Origin of the sequence: Pontibacterium sp. (genome assembly GCF_964228735.1) — a bacterium.
Classification (GTDB): Bacteria; Pseudomonadota; Gammaproteobacteria; order Pseudomonadales; family Balneatricaceae; genus Pontibacterium.
Genome location: NZ_CAXRBQ010000062.1, coordinates 1 through 19,531, shown reverse-complemented (window position 1 = coordinate 19,531; position 19,531 = coordinate 1). Strand labels below are relative to the sequence as shown.

Below are 19,531 nucleotides of genomic sequence, written 5' to 3'. Positions count from 1 at the left end.
TACGGCATCCGGCTTCTCCTCTTCACGGATCTGGTCCACCAGCTCCTGCAACTCGCGGTCGAAGATGTCGAAGGTCCAGTCCGGGATAAAGCGGGATGGGTTGGCAATCTTGGTACGCGGGAACGCCTGCCCCACAATCGCGATACGGGCACCGCCCATCTCACGCATGGTGTACGGTTTAAACACACGACCGCTGTCTTCATCGAAGATGTACTCGTCTGCCCCTTCGAACAATGCGTCTTCGGTAATCAATACGTTGTGGGCCAGGAACTCACCGTTAAACGCTTTGATGTTGTTGAGAATTTCTTCCTGATGGTAGGTGAACTCCCAGTGACCGGTCATAATATCCATGCCCAGTTCATTGGTCGCCTTGACCATGTCCATACCACGGGTTTTGTAGGAGGTACCTGATCCCTGCCAGGTATCACCCCCATCCAACAACAGGGTTTTCTCTGCGCCGTAACTCTCACGCAGGCGGTTCACCAGGGTTTTGATGTGGGCAAAACCACCGACCTTGCCGTAGCGCTGCGCGGCATCGTTGAAGTTCAGGTACGTAAAGGCGTGTGCTTCCAACGTGTTTGGCGAGATACCAAAGTGGTTGAGCAGCTTATCACCCACCAGGTGAGGTGCTTTACCGTAAGCCGTTCCAATTCCCAGGTTCACGTTGGGTTCGCGGAAATAGACCGGGTTTAACTGGGCGTGACAATCGGTAATATGCAACAGGCGCACGTTACCAAAGTTAGGTACTTCGTAAATGTCAGCAGACTGTTTTTTTGCCGCGAATCCTGTCGTCGGCAACAGTCCGGCTGCACCCGCCAAGCCCAGCAACTGAGCAAACTCGCGGCGTGTCATAGACATAGGTTTCTACCCTCTTAAGCAACCGAAAAAGAAAGTGCCCGCAGCGAGCCGTACTGCAGGCACTTTTTGGGTGGGCCTTGTATTATTGCGGAACCGACAGGTGCCAGCTTTTCTGTGCGTCAGCGTGCTGCTGAATTCCCATACGCGCGTGATACTTGGCTTGTGCTGCCAGATCCAGCGCTTTACGGAAGTCACCTGCCTCCACAGCTTTTTCAGCATCCGTCAGGATGCCGCCGGTCAGCCTCCACTCGAAGCCGAGTTCAGCCACTTCTTTGTTTTTCGCTTTCGCTTTTGCGATCAGATCCAGCGCATTCTCATTGGTCGCCGCAACCGCAGCTTCCACCTATTATTCGTGGTTGGTGCTGTACTGCTTGCCGTTCCACTTGAAGGTGTGGTTTTTGCCATACATGGCGCGGTTCATCTCAAACGCGTCCTGAAAAGACTCTGCCGTTGCGAAGCCTGGTGCCAGCATCAGAGCGGCAGCGATGGTAATTACTTTTTTCATCTTGCGTCCCCTCCTTATTTGCGTGCGCCAGGACCGTTAACAACCAAGCCGTTGTTCATATAAGACTGGAAGTACTCCAGGTTACGATAAACCTCAACCTGATGGCCGAGTGGCTTAGAACGGGAATCCTTGTGACAGCCTTTATAACGGCGGTGCAGAGTCCCCAGCTCGCCCCATTTCGAACGGAATACCGGGAAGTGAGACGTATGGCCCAGCTGCGGGCTCGGCAGGTCTGCACGGATACGGATGTTGGAACCCTGCACGTGGCAGTTCGCACAAGACAGAGTCAGCTGACCACGCTTGGCGTAGAAGAACTTCTTACCGTCCAAGTATGCCGCTTTCGCACGTGGGTCGTCTGCCGGGATCTCAATGTTGATTGGCTTGTCACGGGAGGTCCATGCCATATAAGCAGAGATCTTCGCGAGGTCGCCTTTCGCCCATTTCAGCGGTTGCTCGCCGTTGGCTTCGCGACACTCGTTAATTTCCATCTCAAGTGTCTTAACAGTGCCCGCTTCTTTGTTCCAGTACGGGTAGTTCTGGCGAATACCGATACCACCGTTTTCGAAGCAGTCTGCGTAGCCTTTGCCGTTGGCAAATGGCGTATTGAACAGGGTTTCACCCTCTTCTACCGCAAACTCATACGGAGGAAACTCTTCCAGTTCTTCCCACTGCTCGCGGGAGTCGGCATCAACGGCGTAGATACCGTTTACGTAGTCATTGATCTCCGCCTTCGGGAAGCGGGATTGGAAGTACTTCTGCAGCGCAATACGATCTGCTTCAGGATCAACAGTTGCCAGGTCAAAACCTGAGTCAGCCGCCTGGGCCATCTGCGCGGCCGCAGCAACGCTCAACCCAAGTGCCAGTTTTTTTATTATTTTCATAAGTCACACCCCACAGCTATAACCGGAAAGGTGAATCCGGCCATAGACCGGAATTACTTGATTTTGGCCGTTTCAGTTGCGGACGCACCGGTGTTCTCTTTCCAGGTCATCACCAGCTCATCGCCTTTGGCACCACCTGCAAAGTTGAATGCGATGTATGGGTTTTTGGAAATTGCGGTACCCATGCTCGCTTCAAAGACAACCTTGCCGCCGTGCTCGACTTTCAGCTCCTGCAGGAACTTCGCAGGGATCAGCTCACCGGTTTTCTTGTCTTTGCGCTGGCCACTTTCCATGATGTGCTTCGCCATCATCTTTACTTTGGTTTTATCGCCACGCGCTTTCGCTTTAACTTTCAGAATATTCTTAGCCATCTTTCTATACCCCGTGTCCGATTAACCGCCACAACCACCGATGGTGACTTTTACTTCTTTCGCTGCGCTGAAAAGCTTGCCGTCCGCTTTAACCACCGCAGTTACCTTTGAGGTTTTACCCATGCGCAGACGGGTAGATACATCCGCATCGGTGCCTGCCGGAATCATGAACTCAGCAACCAGCGGGTTCGGGTTGTTTTCTACAAAGATGCTAATGCTTTCAACATTGGCCATGCTGGTACGCACAGTAACCGGAACTACCGCACCGTTTTCTGCGATGTCTGGTGCTTTCAGGGTCACTTCAGCGCTATCCGCGGCTTCGGAAGAACCCAGCAGCGCATTCATCGCTGCATCCTGTTTGTCCGCCTTAAATGCAGACTCTGCCCAGGCAGCCATCGCTGCACGTGGCATCATTACACTGGCGCCGATCAGTGCACCACCAGCCGCAATCGCTTTAACGACCGTACGACGATTCATACTCATTCTTATCATCCTCTCTCTTTATTACCCAACTGACCGGGCATCAGAATTGGTAAACGTATTCAACAACTGCGTCGATCTCTTCCTCAGACAAAATCCAGTGCTTGCCCAGTGGCGGCATAATTGTCAGAGGATTGTTCTTGGTCGCATCCCAGATCTGGGCGCGCAATTTACGCTTATCCGGGAATCGCATTTTCATGCTCAGGATCGGTGGGCCCTGGTTACCCGCCTGGGTGGCGTCAGGGTCATTGATTGCGTGACAGGAGATGCAGTTGCCCCGCGATTTGTTGAGATAAACTGCTTTGCCAAGAGCCAGCTGATCTTCTTTTGCGCCGGCAACAGCTGGAGCCGCCATTACCATCGCTAAGAGACCCGCCGCACATATAGAGGTGGTCAGCTTACGCATTGTTACTCCTCCGGAACTGTCTTCATGACAGGTTTATTATTTTTATGAGAAAAGGCCCATATAACTGGACCTTATTAGTTTATAGCTTACTGGCTAGATTCAACCATGTATGCAACGGCTTCTTCAACCTGCTTATCACTAAGGTCTACCCTGCCGCCCTTCGGTGGCATTACTCCGGTTTCACCACTGAAGCCTTTGATGGCATGTTCTACCATCACCGCCATACCCTGTTTGATACGTGGTGCCCAGGCATCGGAATCGCCCATCTTCGGGGAGCCCGTCAGACCGGAACCGTGGCAAACTTTACACGCACCTTCGTAAGTGGATTTACCCGCCAGAGCCTGTTCAGACAACGCTCCGCCTGCGGCATGGCCACCGCCAGCTACGGTCTCGCCACGCAGTGCTGCTTTACGCTCCTTCTCCTTCATCGCTTCCTGCTCCATCTGAGCGTCATGCGATGCAGCTGGCGCATCCGCACCTTCAACGAAGTGGCCTACCGGCGTGATTCCACGCAGCGTGCCCGCGATCTGCAGCTTGTCAGGATCAGCACAGTCCTTCATACAACGGGTGTTTTTTACATCAGGACGGGGATCGACAAAGAAACCTTCCTGGTTCGGCATTTCGATCTGAGCGAGGTTTTCATGGGTCAGCACAAAATCCTCATCCACAATCTCATTCAGATACAGCACATACGCGGTGATGTGGTACACCTGCTCATCTGAGAGAGATCGTGGTGCAGTGAACGGCATTGCACGGCGAATGTAGTCGTACAGTGTAGAGGCATACGGCCAGTATGAACCTACTGTTTTAGTCGGACGCTCTTCGGTCAGGGTATCCTGACCACCCGCCAGTACCGGCCAGCGACCTTCACCCTCACCAAACAGACCATGACAGGTTGCACAGAACTGCTCGTACAGGGCTTCACCTTCAGCCACACTGCCCTGTCCAACCGGCAGACCTTTACCATCCGGGCGGATATCGATATCCCAACCGGCAATCTCTTCCGCGGTTGCGGTTGCACCGATACCAAATTTTTCAGCCTGAGCGGCAGTACCGGTAAATGCCAACGCAGCACCCAAAGCGGTTACCAGAACGCCTTTCTTAAGTGATCTGAACATTGGTGATACCTCCGTTTGGTGCAACCTTCCAGGTGTGGATAGAGTTCTTGTGGTAGATGGAGTTACCGCCACGGACATCACGCAGCTGCTTCAGGGTTGGCTGTACGTAACCGGTTTCATCGATCGCACGGGACTGCAGCAGCCAAGGCTGACCTTCCCACTTGGTTACAAGGCTAAAACGGGTCAATGCTTTATCCAGTACCAGACCTTTCAGGTTGGCCGGTACCCAGCTCACGCCACCGTCGAAGGAGATATCCACCTGTTTGATCTTGCCGCGGCCGGACCAGGCAATCCCCTCAATCTCCAGGAAACCACTCTTGGTCAGTGGATTTTCCGGACATGGGCTGGTGATAACGGAGTTGGTTTCCTGTACGAAGGTAAACTTGCGCGCGCGGCCATCTGGCATCAGATCGGTGTACTTGGAAGTTTCCTCGCGGTGATACCAAGGTTTGTCACCGACTTCCAAACGACGCAGCCACTTGATCGAGGTGTTACCTTCCCAACCCGGGTTGAGCAAGCGCAGTGGGTAACCCTGCTCTGGACGCAGCATCTCACCGTTCTGGGCATACACAACCAGCGTGTCATCCAGCGCTTTTTCCAGCGGGATGGAACGGCTCATGTGGGAACCGTCTGCCCCCTCAGCCAGAATCCACTTACCTTCCGGTTTCACACCGGCTTCTTCCAGCAGGACTTTCAGCGGCACACCGGTCCATTCACAGCAGCTCAGCATGCCGTGGGTAAACTGCAGCGCTTCCATCTGGGCGCCCTTCCACTCCATACCACCGTTCGCCGGACATTCGATGAACTTGATCTGGGAAACGGATGGGAAACGCATCAGATCTTCCATGGTGAAGATGATCGGGCGTTCAACCAGGCCGTGGATAATCAGACGGTGCTCGTCCATCGGAATCTGTGGAACACCCCCGTGGTAACGTTCGAAGACCAGACCGTTCGGGGTGATGATCCCTTTCAGATCCTGCAGTGGTGTCATGGAGATGGAAGCAATGGAGTCGGCGGTGAGCCAAGGTACGGTGCGGCGCACCACGTGCTTTTCGTACTGGGACGGGTGACCGTATGGGTTCTCTACAACCCCGTGGCCAAGCTGCTTACCCCAGGCGGGTTCATTAGGTGGAAGGTTGGCGGTGTTGATCTCTTTCGCAACTGCACCACCGGCGATGGTCGTTGCTGCCATTCCCCCTACGGCAGCAATTCCTTTACGCAGGAAATCACGGCGATCTCTGATGGACATCTGTTCCGCTTCTGAAGCGAGTTGTTCCATCAATTCTCGCGTGCTGGGGCCTTTTATAATTTTGGACATTTAAGCCTCCGAACGCTTTGTACCGAGCAAACGCATGTTCTTATAGTTTTTATGGAATAACGCTTTCCCTGACACTCATCTGCAAAAAGCTCAATTACCGTTTGCCGCAACTTTCAAGGCGAACCGATGAAACACAGTGACTTAGCGCAATGAATTTTTATTACTTTTAGAAATAACGTTATTACATGATTTCGATAGTAACAGCTAAATTAGCAATTGTGCATATCTTTTGAACACAATATGACCTGTATAAGACCAATGGAGGATATGGACACAACAGAGCAGGCCCGCACAACGAACAGTGCCTGAAACAGGGGAGGAAGCTGGTAAGGGAAGAGGGAAAGAAAGTTGCTCAGATCGATTTGAGCTTGCGGTACAAGGTACGCTCACTGATACCCAGCGCACGCGCCAGCGCACGGTTATCACCGGTAAAGCGGCTTCTAAGAGCATGCAGGTACTCCTGCTCGACCTGCTCCAGCGACTTAACCGAATCTTCCGCTTCGGCGATTGGAATAAGACCAGAGCTGACGACCGCGGGCGTCAGATGCGGCAGATCGATCAGGCTATCGTCACTCAGCAACACCGCACGCTCCAGGATATTACGCAGCTCGCGAATGTTTCCCGGGAACGCATAGCCCTGTAAAGCACTCAGGGCAGCCGGGGTCAGCGCCTTGGATTCAGCCTCAGGAATGCGCTTTAACAACACATCCACCAGCAGTGGAATATCCTCCACCCGCTCAGCCAGGTTCGGCAGTTCGATCGGAAATGCGCTGATACGATAAAACAGGTCACGCCGGAAGGTACCGGCTTCGACCATATCTTCAAGATGGCGGTGGGTGGCGCACACCAAGCGGAAATCGGCGTGCTGAAGCTCAACGCCCCCTACCGTGCGATAGGTACCGGTTTCGATCAGCCGCAGCAACTTCACCTGCAGCGCTAACGGCACATCGCCAATCTCGTCCAGAAACAGTGTACCTCCCCGGGCAGCAGCAACCAGGCCCTGCTTACGATTCACCGCGCCGGTAAACGCCCCGCGTTCGTGCCCGAACAGCTCGCTCTCGAACAGACTTTCGCTTAAACCGGAACACTCCACCGTAACAAATGGACCGGATGCACGTTTGCTTTGATCATGTAGCGCCCGGGCAACCAGCTCTTTACCGGTGCCGGACTCACCCAGCAACAACACACTGATTTCGCTGGGCGCGGCACGCTGCAGAAAGGCCAACATCTGATTAAACGCCGCCGAGCGTCCAACCATGCCCTCACCCTCAGCCGTTGGACGTGCCACCTTCACCAGGTGCATCACTTCCAGAAAACAGACCAGTTCCCCTTCGCTGCTGTGCACCGGCGCCATCTCCACATCCACATGCTCCTGACCATGCGGTGTATTGTGGATATGCAGCATGCGCTGACGGGCGCCGGTTTCAACGCAGCGTTTCAGCGGACAAGACTCACCTTCCTGATCACAGGGCAGATCGTAGCCGTGGGAAACTTCATAACAGTGCCGCCCCATGATCTCCTGCGATGAGCGAAAGTGTTCCTGATAGGCGTTGTTGGTTGCCAGAATCTGATAGTCGAGGGAAAGCAGTGCAGCGGGCTCTGTCAGGGCATCGAGGATGGCGGCGACTTCAGGCAATAGATCAAGAGAGTGGTTAGACATCAGAGGGCGTCCGGCAGAAATCATATGCCGGACATTTTCACATATAAGCTCGGACTAATATAGCCAGACCGACGCCGGTTTAGCGGTGTTGCCACTCCGGTTTGCGTTTATGGATAAAGGCGTCGATCCCTTCCTGTGCATCGTGGGTGAGCATATTTTCAGTCATCACGCGGGCGCAGCTGGCATAGGCATCTGACAACACCTGCTCGCGCTGATTATGGAACGCCTGCTTACCCATCGACAACGCCTTGCGGGACTTGCTGGCGATCTTACCGGCGACGTTCAGTACCGTTTCTTCCAGTTTGTCAGCAGGTACGGCCCAGTTGATCAGTCCCATCTGCTCGGCACGCCCAGCGTCGATCAGATCGCCCAGTAACAACATCTCCATCGCGTGTTTGGGTGCGACAGTGCGGGTGAGCGCCACCATCGGCGTCGAACAGAACAGACCGATGTTTACCCCTGGCGTAGCAAAGCGTGAACTGTCCGTGGAAACCGCGAGATCACAGGATGCCACCAACTGACAGCCCGCTGCAGTTGCAACCCCATGTACCTGGGCGATAACCGGCACTGGCAACGACACTACACGCTGCATCATCTGGCCACAGGTATCAAAGGTCTGTTGATAGTACTCCTCGGTACCTTCTCCCAGCATCTGCTTCAAATCATGCCCCGCACAGAAGCCTTTCCCGTTGCCGCGAATGACCACGACACGCACTGAGGAATCCTCAGCGATCGCGTCCAATGCCTGGATCAAGGCTTCCATCAATTCCAGCGAAAGCGCGTTATAGGCATCCGGCCGATTAAGTGAAAGAAAACAGATCCCGTCCCGATCTTCGCGTAGAAGAATGTGTTCGCTCATTGTGTGCTCCGCTTTGTTATTGTTGTTGCGCCCCAATATAAGTAAAAACCCGTACAGCAACAACCCTATGCATATCTGATCGAACCACGCCATTTGCCGAGCAAAATTTAGAATTTTCTCCTAAGCTCAATTTCACAGAGCTGTGCTAGCTTTGATTGGTAACGAGGGAGCTGTTTGTTCAACAAGACAAAACTATAGCCGCGATAACGGACAGGAACGCCTTTCATCACGCAGTCGGAGTGCATTGATGGAAAACGCATGTGTCCTTTGCTTCAATCTGGTGATGTTGAACAGACCACATCCGTCGCTGAAGAAGTTGATGTCGCAGAATGGCGGTGAGCTGCACAAATGCTGTTGCTGCTACGCCTACCTGCATAAATCCAGGGATCGATGGGAAGTGATAAGCGGTGGTGAATCTGCGTCCCCACAGCGGCTTACAGGGAACAGCCCTGCCACAGATTATCGTGACGCCGTAAACGACGTTCACGATACTGCAACAGAAACTGCCTAATCAGTAATTAACTGGAAAGTATCTTTTCAATCAGAGAATGCCAGACTGATATAAACGCGCGATCAGTTGTGTTTTATTACGCGCATTCAGTACTTTCTTGGCGCGGGTGATGTGGTAAGTCACACCCTCTTCAGTCAATCCGAGATTATCAGCAATCATTTTTACCGACATCCCTTCTGCGGTCATACGCAAAATATTGGTACAGGTCGTAGAAAAGACTGAATGTTTCAGATACGGGTTTGTATCGCGTGTACCATCCAGCAATAAAAGCTTATGGCAACGCTCAAGCAGAGGCAGCAGGGTACCGGCAAGATCACGGTACAACTGGTTGAACTCCGTCTGGGACTTTTCGTGGTACAAACCAAAGTAATTAAACCAAGGTTTATCTTCGTGTTTACCGACAGGTACATATACACGTGAACTGATGCCGTATTGTTCCCAGAAACTATCAACCATTGGGCTCGACGTAGTCTCGCGACTGTCGGCCATAATAGGCTGGGTTGCGCCTGGCAACGCGTTCCAAAGCGGATCGAGGCTTGCCATTTCACGGTAATAACGGGTGACTACATGCTCTGGCAAAGTGCCTTGGGTATCAGCGCCGTAACGTCGTTTTGTCAGGGAGAAAAGTGACTCTTTTGATCCCAAATCACGCGGCACGGAAGAGTATGTAAAATAAACAAAACCAAGCTGTTTTAATAGTACTTGCAGTTCGGAAAATATTTTATCCCAGCTGCATTCACTGACTAACAGGTTGCTGGAAAACACGACAGGAGCCTTGCTGGACGGAAGAACAGATACTGCTTCGTTCATTACGCGTGTACCCCATTTACAATAGGCTGGGAAGCCTCGTTAATCCATGAGTTACGGGCAATACAGCGGATTAAATCAAAGCCCAATACACTAAAGCAGAACACAGTTCTTCCTCTGTTTAACTTACTTCTTATTGTTTAATCTGCACAGAAAGGGATCAGTTAGCGCCGTTTCACCGATGTAGATGATATTAATTATCAACTTCATCTTTCGCAGAATTACAAAATTCTATAGTTCCATTTTTATCTAATCTTATAAATACGAAATCTGTCTTAATCTGCACTAGACCGTATAAAATGTATCCACTTTTCCTATTTATACAGCGCAGCTAAATGGGCGTATGCGGTTAAATTAAATCACATTTCAAACACCCGTTTTACTACATCTTTTTTGGTGATTTGGATCAATTCAGGCGCTAAATTAGCCATTCACCATCCAAACTGACCATCAACGCTGACAAACCTATACTGCACAGATGAAACCATTTTCCCTAAAACCAGCCCATCTGCGGATTGCACTTCTCCTGCTTGGTATTTCCGTAGCGGGTTGCTCTTCAACCGCACAACGCTCACTGGATACAGAAGAACTGAAGCAAGAGCGGCTGTTGCAGCAGCAAATTGCGTTAGAGGAAGCCCACCTTCCAAACCGTCGGCTGCAGCGATTGGCATTCCCCCTGCTGCAAACCGCAACCCAGCAGTGTGGAGATAAGGTAAAACCAAAGCTCGGTGTGCAGTTACATACAGAGGACGATTACCCCTCCAGCCAGCAACAGGCGGCACGCGAGGCCTTTGGTTCGCTTGAGGGGATCAGGATTAAGGACGCCATTGTGGGTGGTCCGGCAGAGGGCAAGTTACTCCCGGGTGATCGCCTGCTGCAGATCAATGGCGAACAGGTTGCACAGAGCAGCCAGAGCGCAGCGCTGCAGCTTCGTAAAGCCATGAGCGACGATCTGACGGTTACGCTTGAGGTCGAACAGGAGGGGGCCGAGACAGCGGTCAGGTTGGACGCGGTTGAGCTCTGTGACTATGCGGTGATTCTCAACCGCCGCGATGCGATCAACGCCTTTGCCGACGGCGAAAGCATTATCATCAATGAAGGCCTTATGCGTTTTGCCCAGGCGGATGAAGAACTGGCATTGATCATCGCCCACGAGCTGGCACACAACGTGATAGATCACCGCGCCGACAAAATCAGAGGCGGGCTGATCGGCGGGCTGTTTGATATCGCTATCTCGCTGTCAGGCAATGTGATCAGTCCGGGAATCGGGGTAGGCCTTGGCGCCAACCTGTTCAGCCAGGAATACGAAGTCGAAGCAGATACCCTGGCGATCCGTTTAATGCATCAACAGGGCTACGCTGTTGAATCCCTGCCGGGGTTTTGGCGTAAGATGGCCTCTGTACACCCCTCCTCCATCCATCACGGCAAGCAGGCCTCCCACCCCACCACGGTAGAGCGTTATCTGATTATGAAGAAAGAGGTGGAGCGCTTGACACAACCAGAGACTGACACGCAGGAAAGCAAATAGCAGACATAAAAAAAGGCGGTACCAAAGTACCGCCGAAAAGGTCAATTGCTATACAGGAGTTTTCCGACAGCGGATCGCTCCGCCGACCAGGAAAGAAACCGGGGAAGTGGACCGATGGCGTCGGTCCCGGCGCGCAACCCTTCCCCAGAAAAAATGCCCCGTCAAACGGGGCCAAAAGGACCTGAGAGCTGGATTCCCGCAAGAGCCGCTCGGGAACCCATTTCCAGATGGTGCTTGTTGCGCTTAATCTGCTCAGTCTTCCTGATAAGACTCGATGCTTGGGCAGGAGCAGATAAAGTTACGGTCGCCGTATACGTTGTCGATACGGTTAGCCGTTGGCCAGAACTTGCTAGCACGGGTGTGAGCCGTTGGGAATACCGCTTCCTCACGAGAGTAAGGGCGTTCCCAGCTGTCACCGATCAGGTCAGCCTGGGTGTGTGGTGCATGACGCAGAGGGTTGTTCTCTGCAGACCATTCACCGCTCTGTACGCGTTCAATTTCGCCTTTGATCTTCACCATTGCTTCAACGAAACGATCAATCTCAGCTTTGGACTCAGATTCGGTCGGCTCGATCATCAGCGTACCCGCTACAGGGAAAGACATGGTCGGCGCGTGGAAACCGTAGTCCATCAGACGCTTCGCGATATCTTCCTCAGTTACACCGCACTCCTCTTTGATCGGACGGATGTCGACGATGCACTCGTGTGCCACCTTGTTGTTGCGGCCACGGTACAGAACCGGGTAGTGCTCGGAGAGCTTCTCGGTCATGTAGTTTGCATTCAGGATCGCAACCTGAGTAGACGCCTTCAGACCGTCTTTACCCAGCATACGGTTGTACATCCAGGTGATCGGCAGGATTGCTGCAGAACCGAACTGCGCAGCAGCTACCGCACCGTTGTTCTCATCCAGACCAGCAACAGGGCTTACCTTGTGGCTTGGCAGGAACGGAGCCAGGTGGCTCTTAACACCGATAGGACCCATGCCTGGACCACCGCCACCGTGAGGGATAGCGAAGGTTTTGTGCAGGTTCAGGTGAGATACGTCAGAACCGATCACGCCTGGCTTGGAGATACCTACCTGCGCGTTCATGTTCGCGCCGTCCATGTACACCTGACCACCGAACTTGTGGATGATCTGGCAGATCTCAACGATGTCTTCTTCGTATACACCGTGAGTGGATGGGTAAGTGATCATCAGCGCAGACAGGTTCTCTGCGTGCTCTTCTGCTTTCGCAGCCAGATCAGCAACGTCAACGTTACCGTTCTCGTCACATGCAGTTACCACGATCTTCATATCCATCATCGCTGCGGACGCCGGGTTGGTGCCGTGCGCAGAAGATGGGATCAGGCAGACGTTACGGTGACCTTCACCGATGGACTCCTGGTACTTACGGATTGCCAGCAGACCTGCGTACTCACCGGAAGCACCGGAGTTAGGCTGCAGGGAGATCTTGTCGTAACCGGTGATCTCAACCAGCTGATCTTCCAGCTGACCCAGCATTGCGTGGTAACCGGTAACCTGATCAGCCGGAGCAAACGGGTGGATGTTTGCAAATTCAGGCCAGGTCACAGGGATCATCTGCGCAGTAGCGTTCAGCTTCATGGTGCAGGAACCCAGTGGGATCATGCCGTGCACCAGAGAGTAGTCTTTGTTTTCCAGCGCCTTCATGTAACGCAGCATGTCAGTCTCAGACTGGTAGCTGTTGAAGGTTGGGTGCGTCAGGATGGCATCTTCACGACGCTGTTCTGCGCTGATACCGGTTGCTTCACCGCCAGCGATGCGAGCATCGATTGCAGCAACATCCAGACCGTGGCCTTCGCCCAGAATGATGTCGAACAGCTCAGCTACGTCAGCAGCAGTAGTGGTTTCGTCCAGGCTCACACCCAGCTTGCCACCGTCGACCTGACGGAAGTTGCAGCCGTTATCCAGCGCACGCTGGTACACAGATGCATCAGCAGCGAAGGTCAGGGTATCGAAGTAAGATGCATTCGCTGCAATGCCTTTGTCTTTCAGACCGATCGCCAGGATCGCTGTCAGACGGTGAACACGCTCAGCGATACGCTTCAGACCTTCTGGACCGTGATAAACGGTGTAGAAGCTTGCCATGTTGGCCAGCAGCGCCTGTGCGGTACAGATGTTGGAGGTCGCTTTCTCACGACGGATGTGCTGCTCACGGGTCTGCATCGCCATGCGCAGTGCCTGGTTGCCGTTTACGTCGATGGAAACACCGATGATACGACCAGGAACGGAACGCTTCAGTTTTTCAGAAGCCGCGAAGAATGCAGCGTGTGGACCACCGAAGCCCATTGGTACACCGAAACGCTGTGAGGAGCCCAGTACGATGTCAGCACCCAGCTCACCAGGTGATTTCAGCAGAACCAGCGCCAGGATGTCAGCAGCAACGGCTACCATCGCCTTCTGCTCTTTCGCTTTTGCGACCAGAGCTGCGATATCGGTGATGTCACCGTGGGTGCCTGGGTACTGCAGCAGTACACCAAATGCGTCGTATTCGCCCAGCTTGTCAGCGGCATCTACTACGATGTCGTAGCCGAAGTATTCAGCACGGGTTTTAACAACGTCGATAGTCTGTGGGTGTACGTCGTCCGCAACGAAGAAAGTGTTGCTCTTCTTACGGTTAGAACGTTTCGCCAGGGTCATCGCTTCTGCCGCAGCAGTTGCTTCGTCCAGCAGGGAGGCGTTTGCCAGTTCCATGCCGGTCAGGTCCATCACCATCTGCTGGTAGTTCAGCAGAGCTTCCAGACGGCCCTGTGCGATTTCAGGCTGATAAGGCGTGTACGCAGTGTACCAGCCTGGATTTTCCAGGACGTTACGCAGGATTACATTCGGTACGTGGGTGTTGTGGTAACCCATACCGATGTAAGACTTGTTCACCTTGTTCTGGTTAGCCAGCGCTTTCAGTTCCGCCAGGGCTTCAACTTCGCTGATACCCAGATCCATATCCAGTGCATCATCCAGACGGATGGAATCCGGAACGGTCTGTTCAATCAGTTCTTCCAGGGTGCTTACACCCAGAGATTCCAGCATGGCCTGCTGCTCGGCTGCATCCGGACCTACGTGACGACGAGTAAATTCGTTACGCTGTTCCAGTTCGCTCAGTGTGCGCGTTTCAACTGCCATTTTTATCAACCTGTTGTTATACGGTCCGCTGCGTCAGCAGCCAACCGGTGTTTATCTTTTCCAACCCCGTCCGGTGCGGCATCGGCTCCGGAAGTAATAGGGGGTGCGGGGTGGTCCTGCACAACCACCCCGCGCTTGCTTAAAGAGTTGATCGGGGGACTATCTAAACCGGACCCACCCGGTCAGAGCGATCAACCCTCTTCGGCAACCTTCGCTTCGTATGCAGTAGCGTCCAGCAGGTGGCTCAGATCAGCGCCTTCTGCCAGTTTAATTTTTGCAATCCAACCGCCTTCGAATGCTTCGTCGTTTACGGTTTCTGGAGCGTCTTCCAGATCTTCGTTTACAGCAACAACTTCACCGGAAACTGGAGAGTAGATATCGGAAGCAGCTTTTACAGACTCAACCAGGGAGAACTCTTCACCCTGCTCTACTTCGCGACCCACTTCTGGCAGCTCAACGAATACTACGTCGCCCAGCAGCTCCTGTGCGTGGTCGGAGATACCTACGGTTACAGTGCCGTCACCGTTGTCCAGAACCCACTCGTGAGATGCTGCGTATTTCAGATTGCTTGGTACGTTGCTCATTTTTTATTCCTCAAACTTGTCACATCTAGTGATCAGGCAGTTCGGTTGTTTTCGGGTCCACAACTGCCTGTAAACGGTATTTGTTACGTGTTTCTTAGCGGTATAGTGGGAAACGCTCGCACAGGGCTTTAACCTGCTCGCGTACTTTCGCTTCCGCTTCGCTGTTGTCTTCTGGGTTCGCTGCCAGGCCGTCCAGAACGTCACCGATCAGGTTACCGATCAGGCGGAACTCTTCTTCACCGAAACCACGGCTGGTGCCAGCTGGAGTACCCAGACGGATACCGGAAGTTACCATTGGCTTCTCTGGATCGAACGGGATGCCGTTCTTGTTACAGGTGATACCTGCACGCTCCAGGGATTCTTCAGTCGCGTTGCCTTTCAGGCCTTTCGGACGCAGGTCAACAAGCATCAGGTGAGTGTCGGTACCGCCGGTTACGATGTCGCAACCGCGCTCAACCAGGGTCTCCGCCAGTACTGCTGCGTTCTTAACAACCTGCTTGATGTAGTCGGTGAATTCCGGCTGCAGTGCTTCGCCGAAAGCAACCGCTTTGGATGCGATCACGTGCATCAGAGGACCACCCTGCAGACCAGGGAATACAGCAGAGTTGATCTTCTTACCCAGATCCAGATCGTTGGACAGGATCATGCCGCCACGTGGACCACGCAGGGTTTTGTGGGTAGTAGTCGTCACAACGTGAGCGTGTGGCAGCGGGCTTGGGTGCTGACCGGTCGCGATCAGACCAGCGATGTGTGCCATGTCGACCATCAGGTACGCGCCTACTTTGTCTGCGATCTCACGGAAACGTTTGAAGTCGATCTCACGTGGGATTGCGGAACCACCAGCGATGATCAGCTTTGGCTGGCACTCAACTGCCTGCGCTTCAACCGCATCGTAGTCGATACGCTGAGTTTCTTTGTCTACACCGTACTGTTCAGCGTTGAACCATTTACCAGACTGCGCTGGACGTGCACCGTGAGTCAGGTGACCACCCGCATCCAGGGACATACCCAGGATAGTGTCGCCTGGCTGCAGCAGCGCCATGAATACTGCACCGTTTGCCTGTGCGCCGGAGTGTGGCTGTACGTTTACGTATTCGCAGTTAAACAGCTGCTTAGCACGCTCAACAGCCAGTGCTTCTACTTCGTCAACGTATTCACAACCACCGTAGTAACGACGGCCTACGTAACCTTCAGCGTATTTGTTGGTCAGCTCAGTGCCCTGCGCAACCATTACTGCCTTAGAAACGATGTTTTCGGATGCAATCAGCTCGATGCCATCTTCCTGGCGGTGGAATTCACGCTCGATGGCAGCTTTGATCGCCGGATCAGCATCTGCCAGTTCACAAGTGAAAAACTTTTCGCTTACAGCGTCGTTGCGGTACAGATCGCTCATGCTCATGGTTTTGATCTCTGTTTGTTATTGTCAAAGCGGGCTGCGTAAACCACTGGCGGCACAGCGCAGCGCTTTTCTTTGGTTTACGTCAGCAAGCCACGGCGTTAACAGCCAGGCCACCCGTTGAGGTTTCTTTGTATTTGTCCTGCATATCCAGACCAGTCTGACGCATGGTCTCGATGACAGAATCCAGGGATACGTGGTGCTCACCACTACCCCGCAGTGCCAAGCGTGCTGCGTTGATCGCTTTCACCGCACCCATGGTATTACGTTCAATACATGGCACCTGTACCAGCCCGCCGATCGGGTCACAGGTCAGGCCCAGGTTATGTTCCATACCGATCTCGGCCGCGTTTTCTACCTGCTCGTTGGTACCACCCAGCACTGCGCACAGTGCACCGGCAGCCATGGAGCACGCCACGCCGATCTCACCCTGACAGCCCACTTCCGCTGCAGAGATAGACGCATTGGTCTTGTAAAGCATGCCAATCGCCGCAGCGGTCGCCAGGAACTTCACAATGCCTTCCTCGTTGGAATTCGGGATAAAACGGTCGTAGTACGCCAGTACCGCTGGGATAACACCCGCCGCACCGTTGGTTGGCGCAGTCACCACACGGCCACCGGCAGCGTTTTCTTCGTTCACTGCGATCGCGTACAGGTTTACCCAATCCATTACGGTCAACTGATCTTTCAGCGCCTTTTCCGGCTTTTCAGTCAGTTCACGGTACAGTTCGTTGGCACGACGCTTAACGTTCAGACCACCCGGCAGGATGCCGGTCTGTAGGTAACCGCGACGGATGCAGTTATCCATCACGTGCCAGATGTTCATCACTGCCGCGTTAACTGCTTCGTCGCTACCCATGCGGGAACGCTCGTTGGTCAGTACCACATCTGCAATAGAGATATTCTCTTTCTTACAGATTTGAAGGAGTTCAACAGCGTTGTTAAACCAGTGTGGAATGCTGTGCTCGACAGCTGCGGCTTCCGCATCTTCACCCGCTTCGGCGTCGCTCAGGACAAAACCGCCGCCTACGGAGTAATAGATGCTGTCGATGGTAATGATGCCTGCTTCGTCGAACGCGCAGAAACGCATGCCGTTCGGGTGCTTAGGCAGGGACTCGCCAAAGTTGAAAGGCAGATCGCTCTCACGCTTGAACGGAATCATGCGCTCACCCGCAAGATTCAGCTCGCCGCTGTCGTCGATCTGTTTGATGTATTCAGGGACTTTATCCGGATCAACCAAATCCGGCTTCTCACCCAGCAGACCCAGCAGCGTAGCAACGTCTGTTGCGTGGCCTTCACCGGTCATCGCCAGGGAACCGTACAGGTCAACCTTCACACGGCTAACACTGTCCAGCAGATTCTTTTCGCGCAGCTCGTCCAGAAAACGGTTTGCCGCAACCATTGGCCCCACAGTATGAGAACTGGATGGACCGATGCCCACTTTAAATAGATCAAAGATGCTGAGTAGCATGACTCAAGCCTCCAACTTTATTGTTATTCACTGCTTTCGGAGACATCCCCTGCTCCGCGCTCACCTCAGAGCAAGATAAACAGGCCAAACCTTCTGGTTAAATAATAGCCTCAACCTCGTATAGGGCTCAGACTATCAACAGATTTCATAATTGGCAACAAAAATTTCTTATTGGAAACTTTTGTTCTCATAGCGTGAATTAAACACCTTCATGTTTCCTTTCAAAGAAGCTGGGGCTTGTGTAACATTTTTGGAAACAGTAACCCGAATTAAGAAATGCCGGGTGCTAAGGAGTGAGCTACAAATGTCCGACGAACCACACTTCTTACGAGAAGAGAAAATAGAAATCGCCCGCGCGGAAGGTAATGCAGAAGCTGCCGTGGAACCGCTGCAGCTGGGTAAGCGCGTACGTGAAATTCGCCTGAGTCAGAATCTAACGCTGGAAGAAGCCAGTAAACGTACCGGCCTGGCACGTTCTACGCTGTCTAAGATTGAGAACGAACAGATCTCGCCAACCTTCTCTGCGGTTAACAAACTGGTTAAAGGTTTGGGCATCGACATGCCTCAGCTCTTCACCCAGCCTAAGCGCAGCTCTGGTGCCGGTGGCCGTCGCGATATCACCCGTTCCGGCACAGGTACGCCGCACCCTACGCCGACATACGAGCACGAGCTGTTGGCGACCCAACTGACCAGCAAGAAGATGGTACCGTTCCGCACCGTCGTGCACGCTCGTTCCTTTGATGAATACCCGGAGTGGGTGCGACATGACGGTGAAGAGTTCCTCTATGTATTGAGAGGCTCGCTGCTTTTCTATACAGAGTTCTATGAGCCGATCGAGCTGTTCGAAGGCGACTCTGCTTATTATGACTGCGAAATGGGCCACGCCCTGGTATCCACCAGTGAGCAGGACGCGGAAGTAATCTGGGTCACCGCATAACCCATATATGTAGTACTTGCCTGAGTGACGCTTAGATATTCCCCTCGGGCAGGTTCTAACATATACTTTGATTATTCTTCCTGAAGTGCCATCGTGGGTTCATCCCGCGACGGCATTTTTTTTATCTGTTCGCTGAGCACAGAATCCTCTTCCCCCGTTTTCCCATATTGCGCAACAACTTACCCGCCTGATGCATGAATCTGCATCCATTAGTCGAATTCATGCGAAAAAAATCACTTGCATGAAGTTTCCTCTTCGTCTAAGTTGTTTCCTATTGGAAACTTATGATCTCTTTTGATCATATCTACCTATTTATAGAAACAAGCGGGTAGCAGTTTTTGTGTCTATGGCTGGCGCACAATCGGCCTTTTGCTCCAGCCGTCCGGTGGCCACTTGGCCACCGGGACACACCTTCTCCCCACTAATAAAAAACTGATGAGGTTCGATATGGCTGAAACACAAGGTGCTCTGAAGAAAACTCCACTGTTTGATCTTCACGTAGAGCTGGGCGGTAAAATGGTTCCTTTCGCTGGCTACGAAATGCCTGTTCAGTACCCACTGGGCGTAAAGAAGGAGCACTTGCACACCCGTGACCAAGCGGGCCTGTTTGATGTTTCCCATATGGGTCAGGTTAAGCTGACCGGTGCAAACGCTGCGGCAGCACTGGAAAAACTGGTACCAGTGGACATCATCGACCTGCCGG

At 53.0% G+C, this 19,531-nt stretch carries 17 protein-coding genes and 2 pseudogenes; 3 read left to right on the top strand and 16 right to left on the bottom strand.

Translation table 11 applies throughout. The annotated features are described in order from the left end of the window. The 12 genes and pseudogenes from ACEQ15_RS06655 to ACEQ15_RS06600 all read right to left on the bottom strand — a co-directional run. Positions 1-858 (bottom strand): annotated as a pseudogene (locus ACEQ15_RS06655) (thiosulfohydrolase SoxB); the annotation flags it as partial. Positions 859-940: 82 nt separating this feature from the next. Continuing rightward, the gene (locus tag ACEQ15_RS06650) at positions 941-1,201 is read right to left on the bottom strand and encodes a hypothetical protein (protein ID WP_370278305.1); all 261 of its coding nucleotides are present in this window, start codon (positions 1,199-1,201) and stop codon (positions 941-943) included. A gap of 3 nt (positions 1,202-1,204) precedes the next feature. Then, complete coding sequence (locus tag ACEQ15_RS06645; protein WP_370278304.1) at positions 1,205-1,363, bottom strand: hypothetical protein; 159 nt, start codon at positions 1,361-1,363, stop codon at positions 1,205-1,207. Positions 1,364-1,377: 14 nt separating this feature from the next. Further along, positions 1,378-2,244: a sulfur oxidation c-type cytochrome SoxA gene (soxA, locus tag ACEQ15_RS06640; protein ID WP_370278303.1), complete on the bottom strand. Its 867-nt coding sequence runs from the start codon at positions 2,242-2,244 to the stop codon at positions 1,378-1,380. A 53-nt stretch (positions 2,245-2,297) separates the two neighbouring features. After that, the gene (gene soxZ / locus ACEQ15_RS06635) at positions 2,298-2,615 is read right to left on the bottom strand and encodes a thiosulfate oxidation carrier complex protein SoxZ (protein WP_370278302.1); all 318 of its coding nucleotides are present in this window, start codon (positions 2,613-2,615) and stop codon (positions 2,298-2,300) included. A gap of 21 nt (positions 2,616-2,636) precedes the next feature. Then, positions 2,637-3,098 (bottom strand): thiosulfate oxidation carrier protein SoxY, encoded by a 462-nt coding sequence (gene soxY, locus ACEQ15_RS06630; protein ID WP_370278301.1) that lies wholly within the window; start codon positions 3,096-3,098, stop codon positions 2,637-2,639. A gap of 40 nt (positions 3,099-3,138) precedes the next feature. Beyond that, the gene (gene soxX, locus ACEQ15_RS06625; protein WP_370278300.1) at positions 3,139-3,501 is read right to left on the bottom strand and encodes a sulfur oxidation c-type cytochrome SoxX; all 363 of its coding nucleotides are present in this window, start codon (positions 3,499-3,501) and stop codon (positions 3,139-3,141) included. Between the two features lie 86 nt (positions 3,502-3,587). Continuing rightward, positions 3,588-4,619, bottom strand: coding sequence for a c-type cytochrome (locus ACEQ15_RS06620; protein WP_370278299.1), 1,032 nt, complete (start codon positions 4,617-4,619; stop codon positions 3,588-3,590). Continuing rightward, the gene (soxC, locus tag ACEQ15_RS06615) at positions 4,603-5,937 is read right to left on the bottom strand and encodes a sulfite dehydrogenase (protein WP_370278298.1); all 1,335 of its coding nucleotides are present in this window, start codon (positions 5,935-5,937) and stop codon (positions 4,603-4,605) included. Before soxC ends, ACEQ15_RS06620 begins: the two co-directional genes overlap by 17 nt. A 352-nt stretch (positions 5,938-6,289) precedes the next feature. Continuing rightward, positions 6,290-7,597 carry a sigma-54 interaction domain-containing protein gene (locus ACEQ15_RS06610; RefSeq protein ID WP_370278297.1) on the bottom strand — a complete coding sequence of 436 codons (1,308 nt, stop codon included), beginning with the start codon at positions 7,595-7,597 and terminating at the stop codon, positions 6,290-6,292. A 79-nt stretch (positions 7,598-7,676) separates the two neighbouring features. After that, entirely contained in the window at positions 7,677-8,492 is an 816-nt protein-coding gene (locus ACEQ15_RS06605; RefSeq protein WP_370278296.1) for an enoyl-CoA hydratase, read from the bottom strand. A 505-nt stretch (positions 8,493-8,997) separates the two neighbouring features. Next, positions 8,998-9,777 (bottom strand): helix-turn-helix transcriptional regulator, encoded by a 780-nt coding sequence (locus tag ACEQ15_RS06600; RefSeq protein ID WP_370278295.1) that lies wholly within the window; start codon positions 9,775-9,777, stop codon positions 8,998-9,000. Between the two features lie 604 nt (positions 9,778-10,381). On the opposite strand from ACEQ15_RS06600, the gene ACEQ15_RS06595 reads away from it, so the two are divergent. Then, the gene (locus tag ACEQ15_RS06595) at positions 10,382-11,302 is read left to right on the top strand and encodes a M48 family metalloprotease (RefSeq protein WP_370278294.1); all 921 of its coding nucleotides are present in this window, start codon (positions 10,382-10,384) and stop codon (positions 11,300-11,302) included. A 252-nt stretch (positions 11,303-11,554) separates the two neighbouring features. Here the strand turns inward: ACEQ15_RS06595 and gcvP are convergent, their stop codons facing one another. The 4 genes from gcvP to ACEQ15_RS06575 form a co-directional block, all read right to left on the bottom strand. Next, positions 11,555-14,440 (bottom strand): aminomethyl-transferring glycine dehydrogenase, encoded by a 2,886-nt coding sequence (gcvP, locus tag ACEQ15_RS06590; RefSeq protein ID WP_370278293.1) that lies wholly within the window; start codon positions 14,438-14,440, stop codon positions 11,555-11,557. Positions 14,441-14,631: 191 nt separating this feature from the next. After that, on the bottom strand, positions 14,632-15,024 hold the full coding sequence (gcvH, locus tag ACEQ15_RS06585) for a glycine cleavage system protein GcvH (protein ID WP_370278292.1): 393 nt from the start codon (positions 15,022-15,024) through the stop codon (positions 14,632-14,634). A gap of 94 nt (positions 15,025-15,118) precedes the next feature. Beyond that, complete coding sequence (glyA, locus tag ACEQ15_RS06580; RefSeq protein WP_370278291.1) at positions 15,119-16,423, bottom strand: serine hydroxymethyltransferase; 1,305 nt, start codon at positions 16,421-16,423, stop codon at positions 15,119-15,121. Between the two features lie 82 nt (positions 16,424-16,505). Then, positions 16,506-17,891, bottom strand: coding sequence for an L-serine ammonia-lyase (locus tag ACEQ15_RS06575; RefSeq protein WP_370278290.1), 1,386 nt, complete (start codon positions 17,889-17,891; stop codon positions 16,506-16,508). Positions 17,892-18,195: 304 nt separating this feature from the next. Here ACEQ15_RS06575 and ACEQ15_RS06570 point away from each other — a divergent pair, with 304 nt between their 5' ends. Both ACEQ15_RS06570 and gcvT read left to right on the top strand, forming a co-directional pair. Continuing rightward, complete coding sequence (locus tag ACEQ15_RS06570; protein ID WP_370278289.1) at positions 18,196-18,828, top strand: helix-turn-helix domain-containing protein; 633 nt, start codon at positions 18,196-18,198, stop codon at positions 18,826-18,828. 447 nt (positions 18,829-19,275) lie between these two features. Next, positions 19,276-19,531: pseudogene (gene gcvT, locus ACEQ15_RS06565) on the top strand (glycine cleavage system aminomethyltransferase GcvT); the annotation flags it as partial.

Excerpts from the sequence above, each read along its gene's own strand:
- ACEQ15_RS06575 (WP_370278290.1), bottom strand. The coding sequence starts at position 17,891 with ATGCTACTCAGCATCTTTGATCTATTTAAAGTGGGCATCGGTCCATCC.
- ACEQ15_RS06610 (WP_370278297.1), bottom strand. The coding sequence starts at position 7,597 with ATGTCTAACCACTCTCTTGATCTATTGCCTGAAGTCGCCGCCATCCTC.
- gcvP (WP_370278293.1), bottom strand. The coding sequence starts at position 14,440 with ATGGCAGTTGAAACGCGCACACTGAGCGAACTGGAACAGCGTAACGAA.
- soxA (WP_370278303.1), bottom strand. The coding sequence starts at position 2,244 with ATGAAAATAATAAAAAAACTGGCACTTGGGTTGAGCGTTGCTGCGGCC.
- ACEQ15_RS06620 (WP_370278299.1), bottom strand. The coding sequence starts at position 4,619 with ATGTTCAGATCACTTAAGAAAGGCGTTCTGGTAACCGCTTTGGGTGCT.
- soxY (WP_370278301.1), bottom strand. The coding sequence starts at position 3,098 with ATGAGTATGAATCGTCGTACGGTCGTTAAAGCGATTGCGGCTGGTGGT.
- ACEQ15_RS06645 (WP_370278304.1), bottom strand. The coding sequence starts at position 1,363 with ATGAAAAAAGTAATTACCATCGCTGCCGCTCTGATGCTGGCACCAGGC.
- ACEQ15_RS06570 (WP_370278289.1), top strand. The coding sequence starts at position 18,196 with ATGTCCGACGAACCACACTTCTTACGAGAAGAGAAAATAGAAATCGCC.
- soxZ (WP_370278302.1), bottom strand. The coding sequence starts at position 2,615 with ATGGCTAAGAATATTCTGAAAGTTAAAGCGAAAGCGCGTGGCGATAAA.
- ACEQ15_RS06600 (WP_370278295.1), bottom strand. The coding sequence starts at position 9,777 with ATGAACGAAGCAGTATCTGTTCTTCCGTCCAGCAAGGCTCCTGTCGTG.
- gcvH (WP_370278292.1), bottom strand. The coding sequence starts at position 15,024 with ATGAGCAACGTACCAAGCAATCTGAAATACGCAGCATCTCACGAGTGG.
- soxX (WP_370278300.1), bottom strand. The coding sequence starts at position 3,501 with ATGCGTAAGCTGACCACCTCTATATGTGCGGCGGGTCTCTTAGCGATG.
- soxC (WP_370278298.1), bottom strand. The coding sequence starts at position 5,937 with ATGTCCAAAATTATAAAAGGCCCCAGCACGCGAGAATTGATGGAACAA.
- glyA (WP_370278291.1), bottom strand. The coding sequence starts at position 16,423 with ATGAGCATGAGCGATCTGTACCGCAACGACGCTGTAAGCGAAAAGTTT.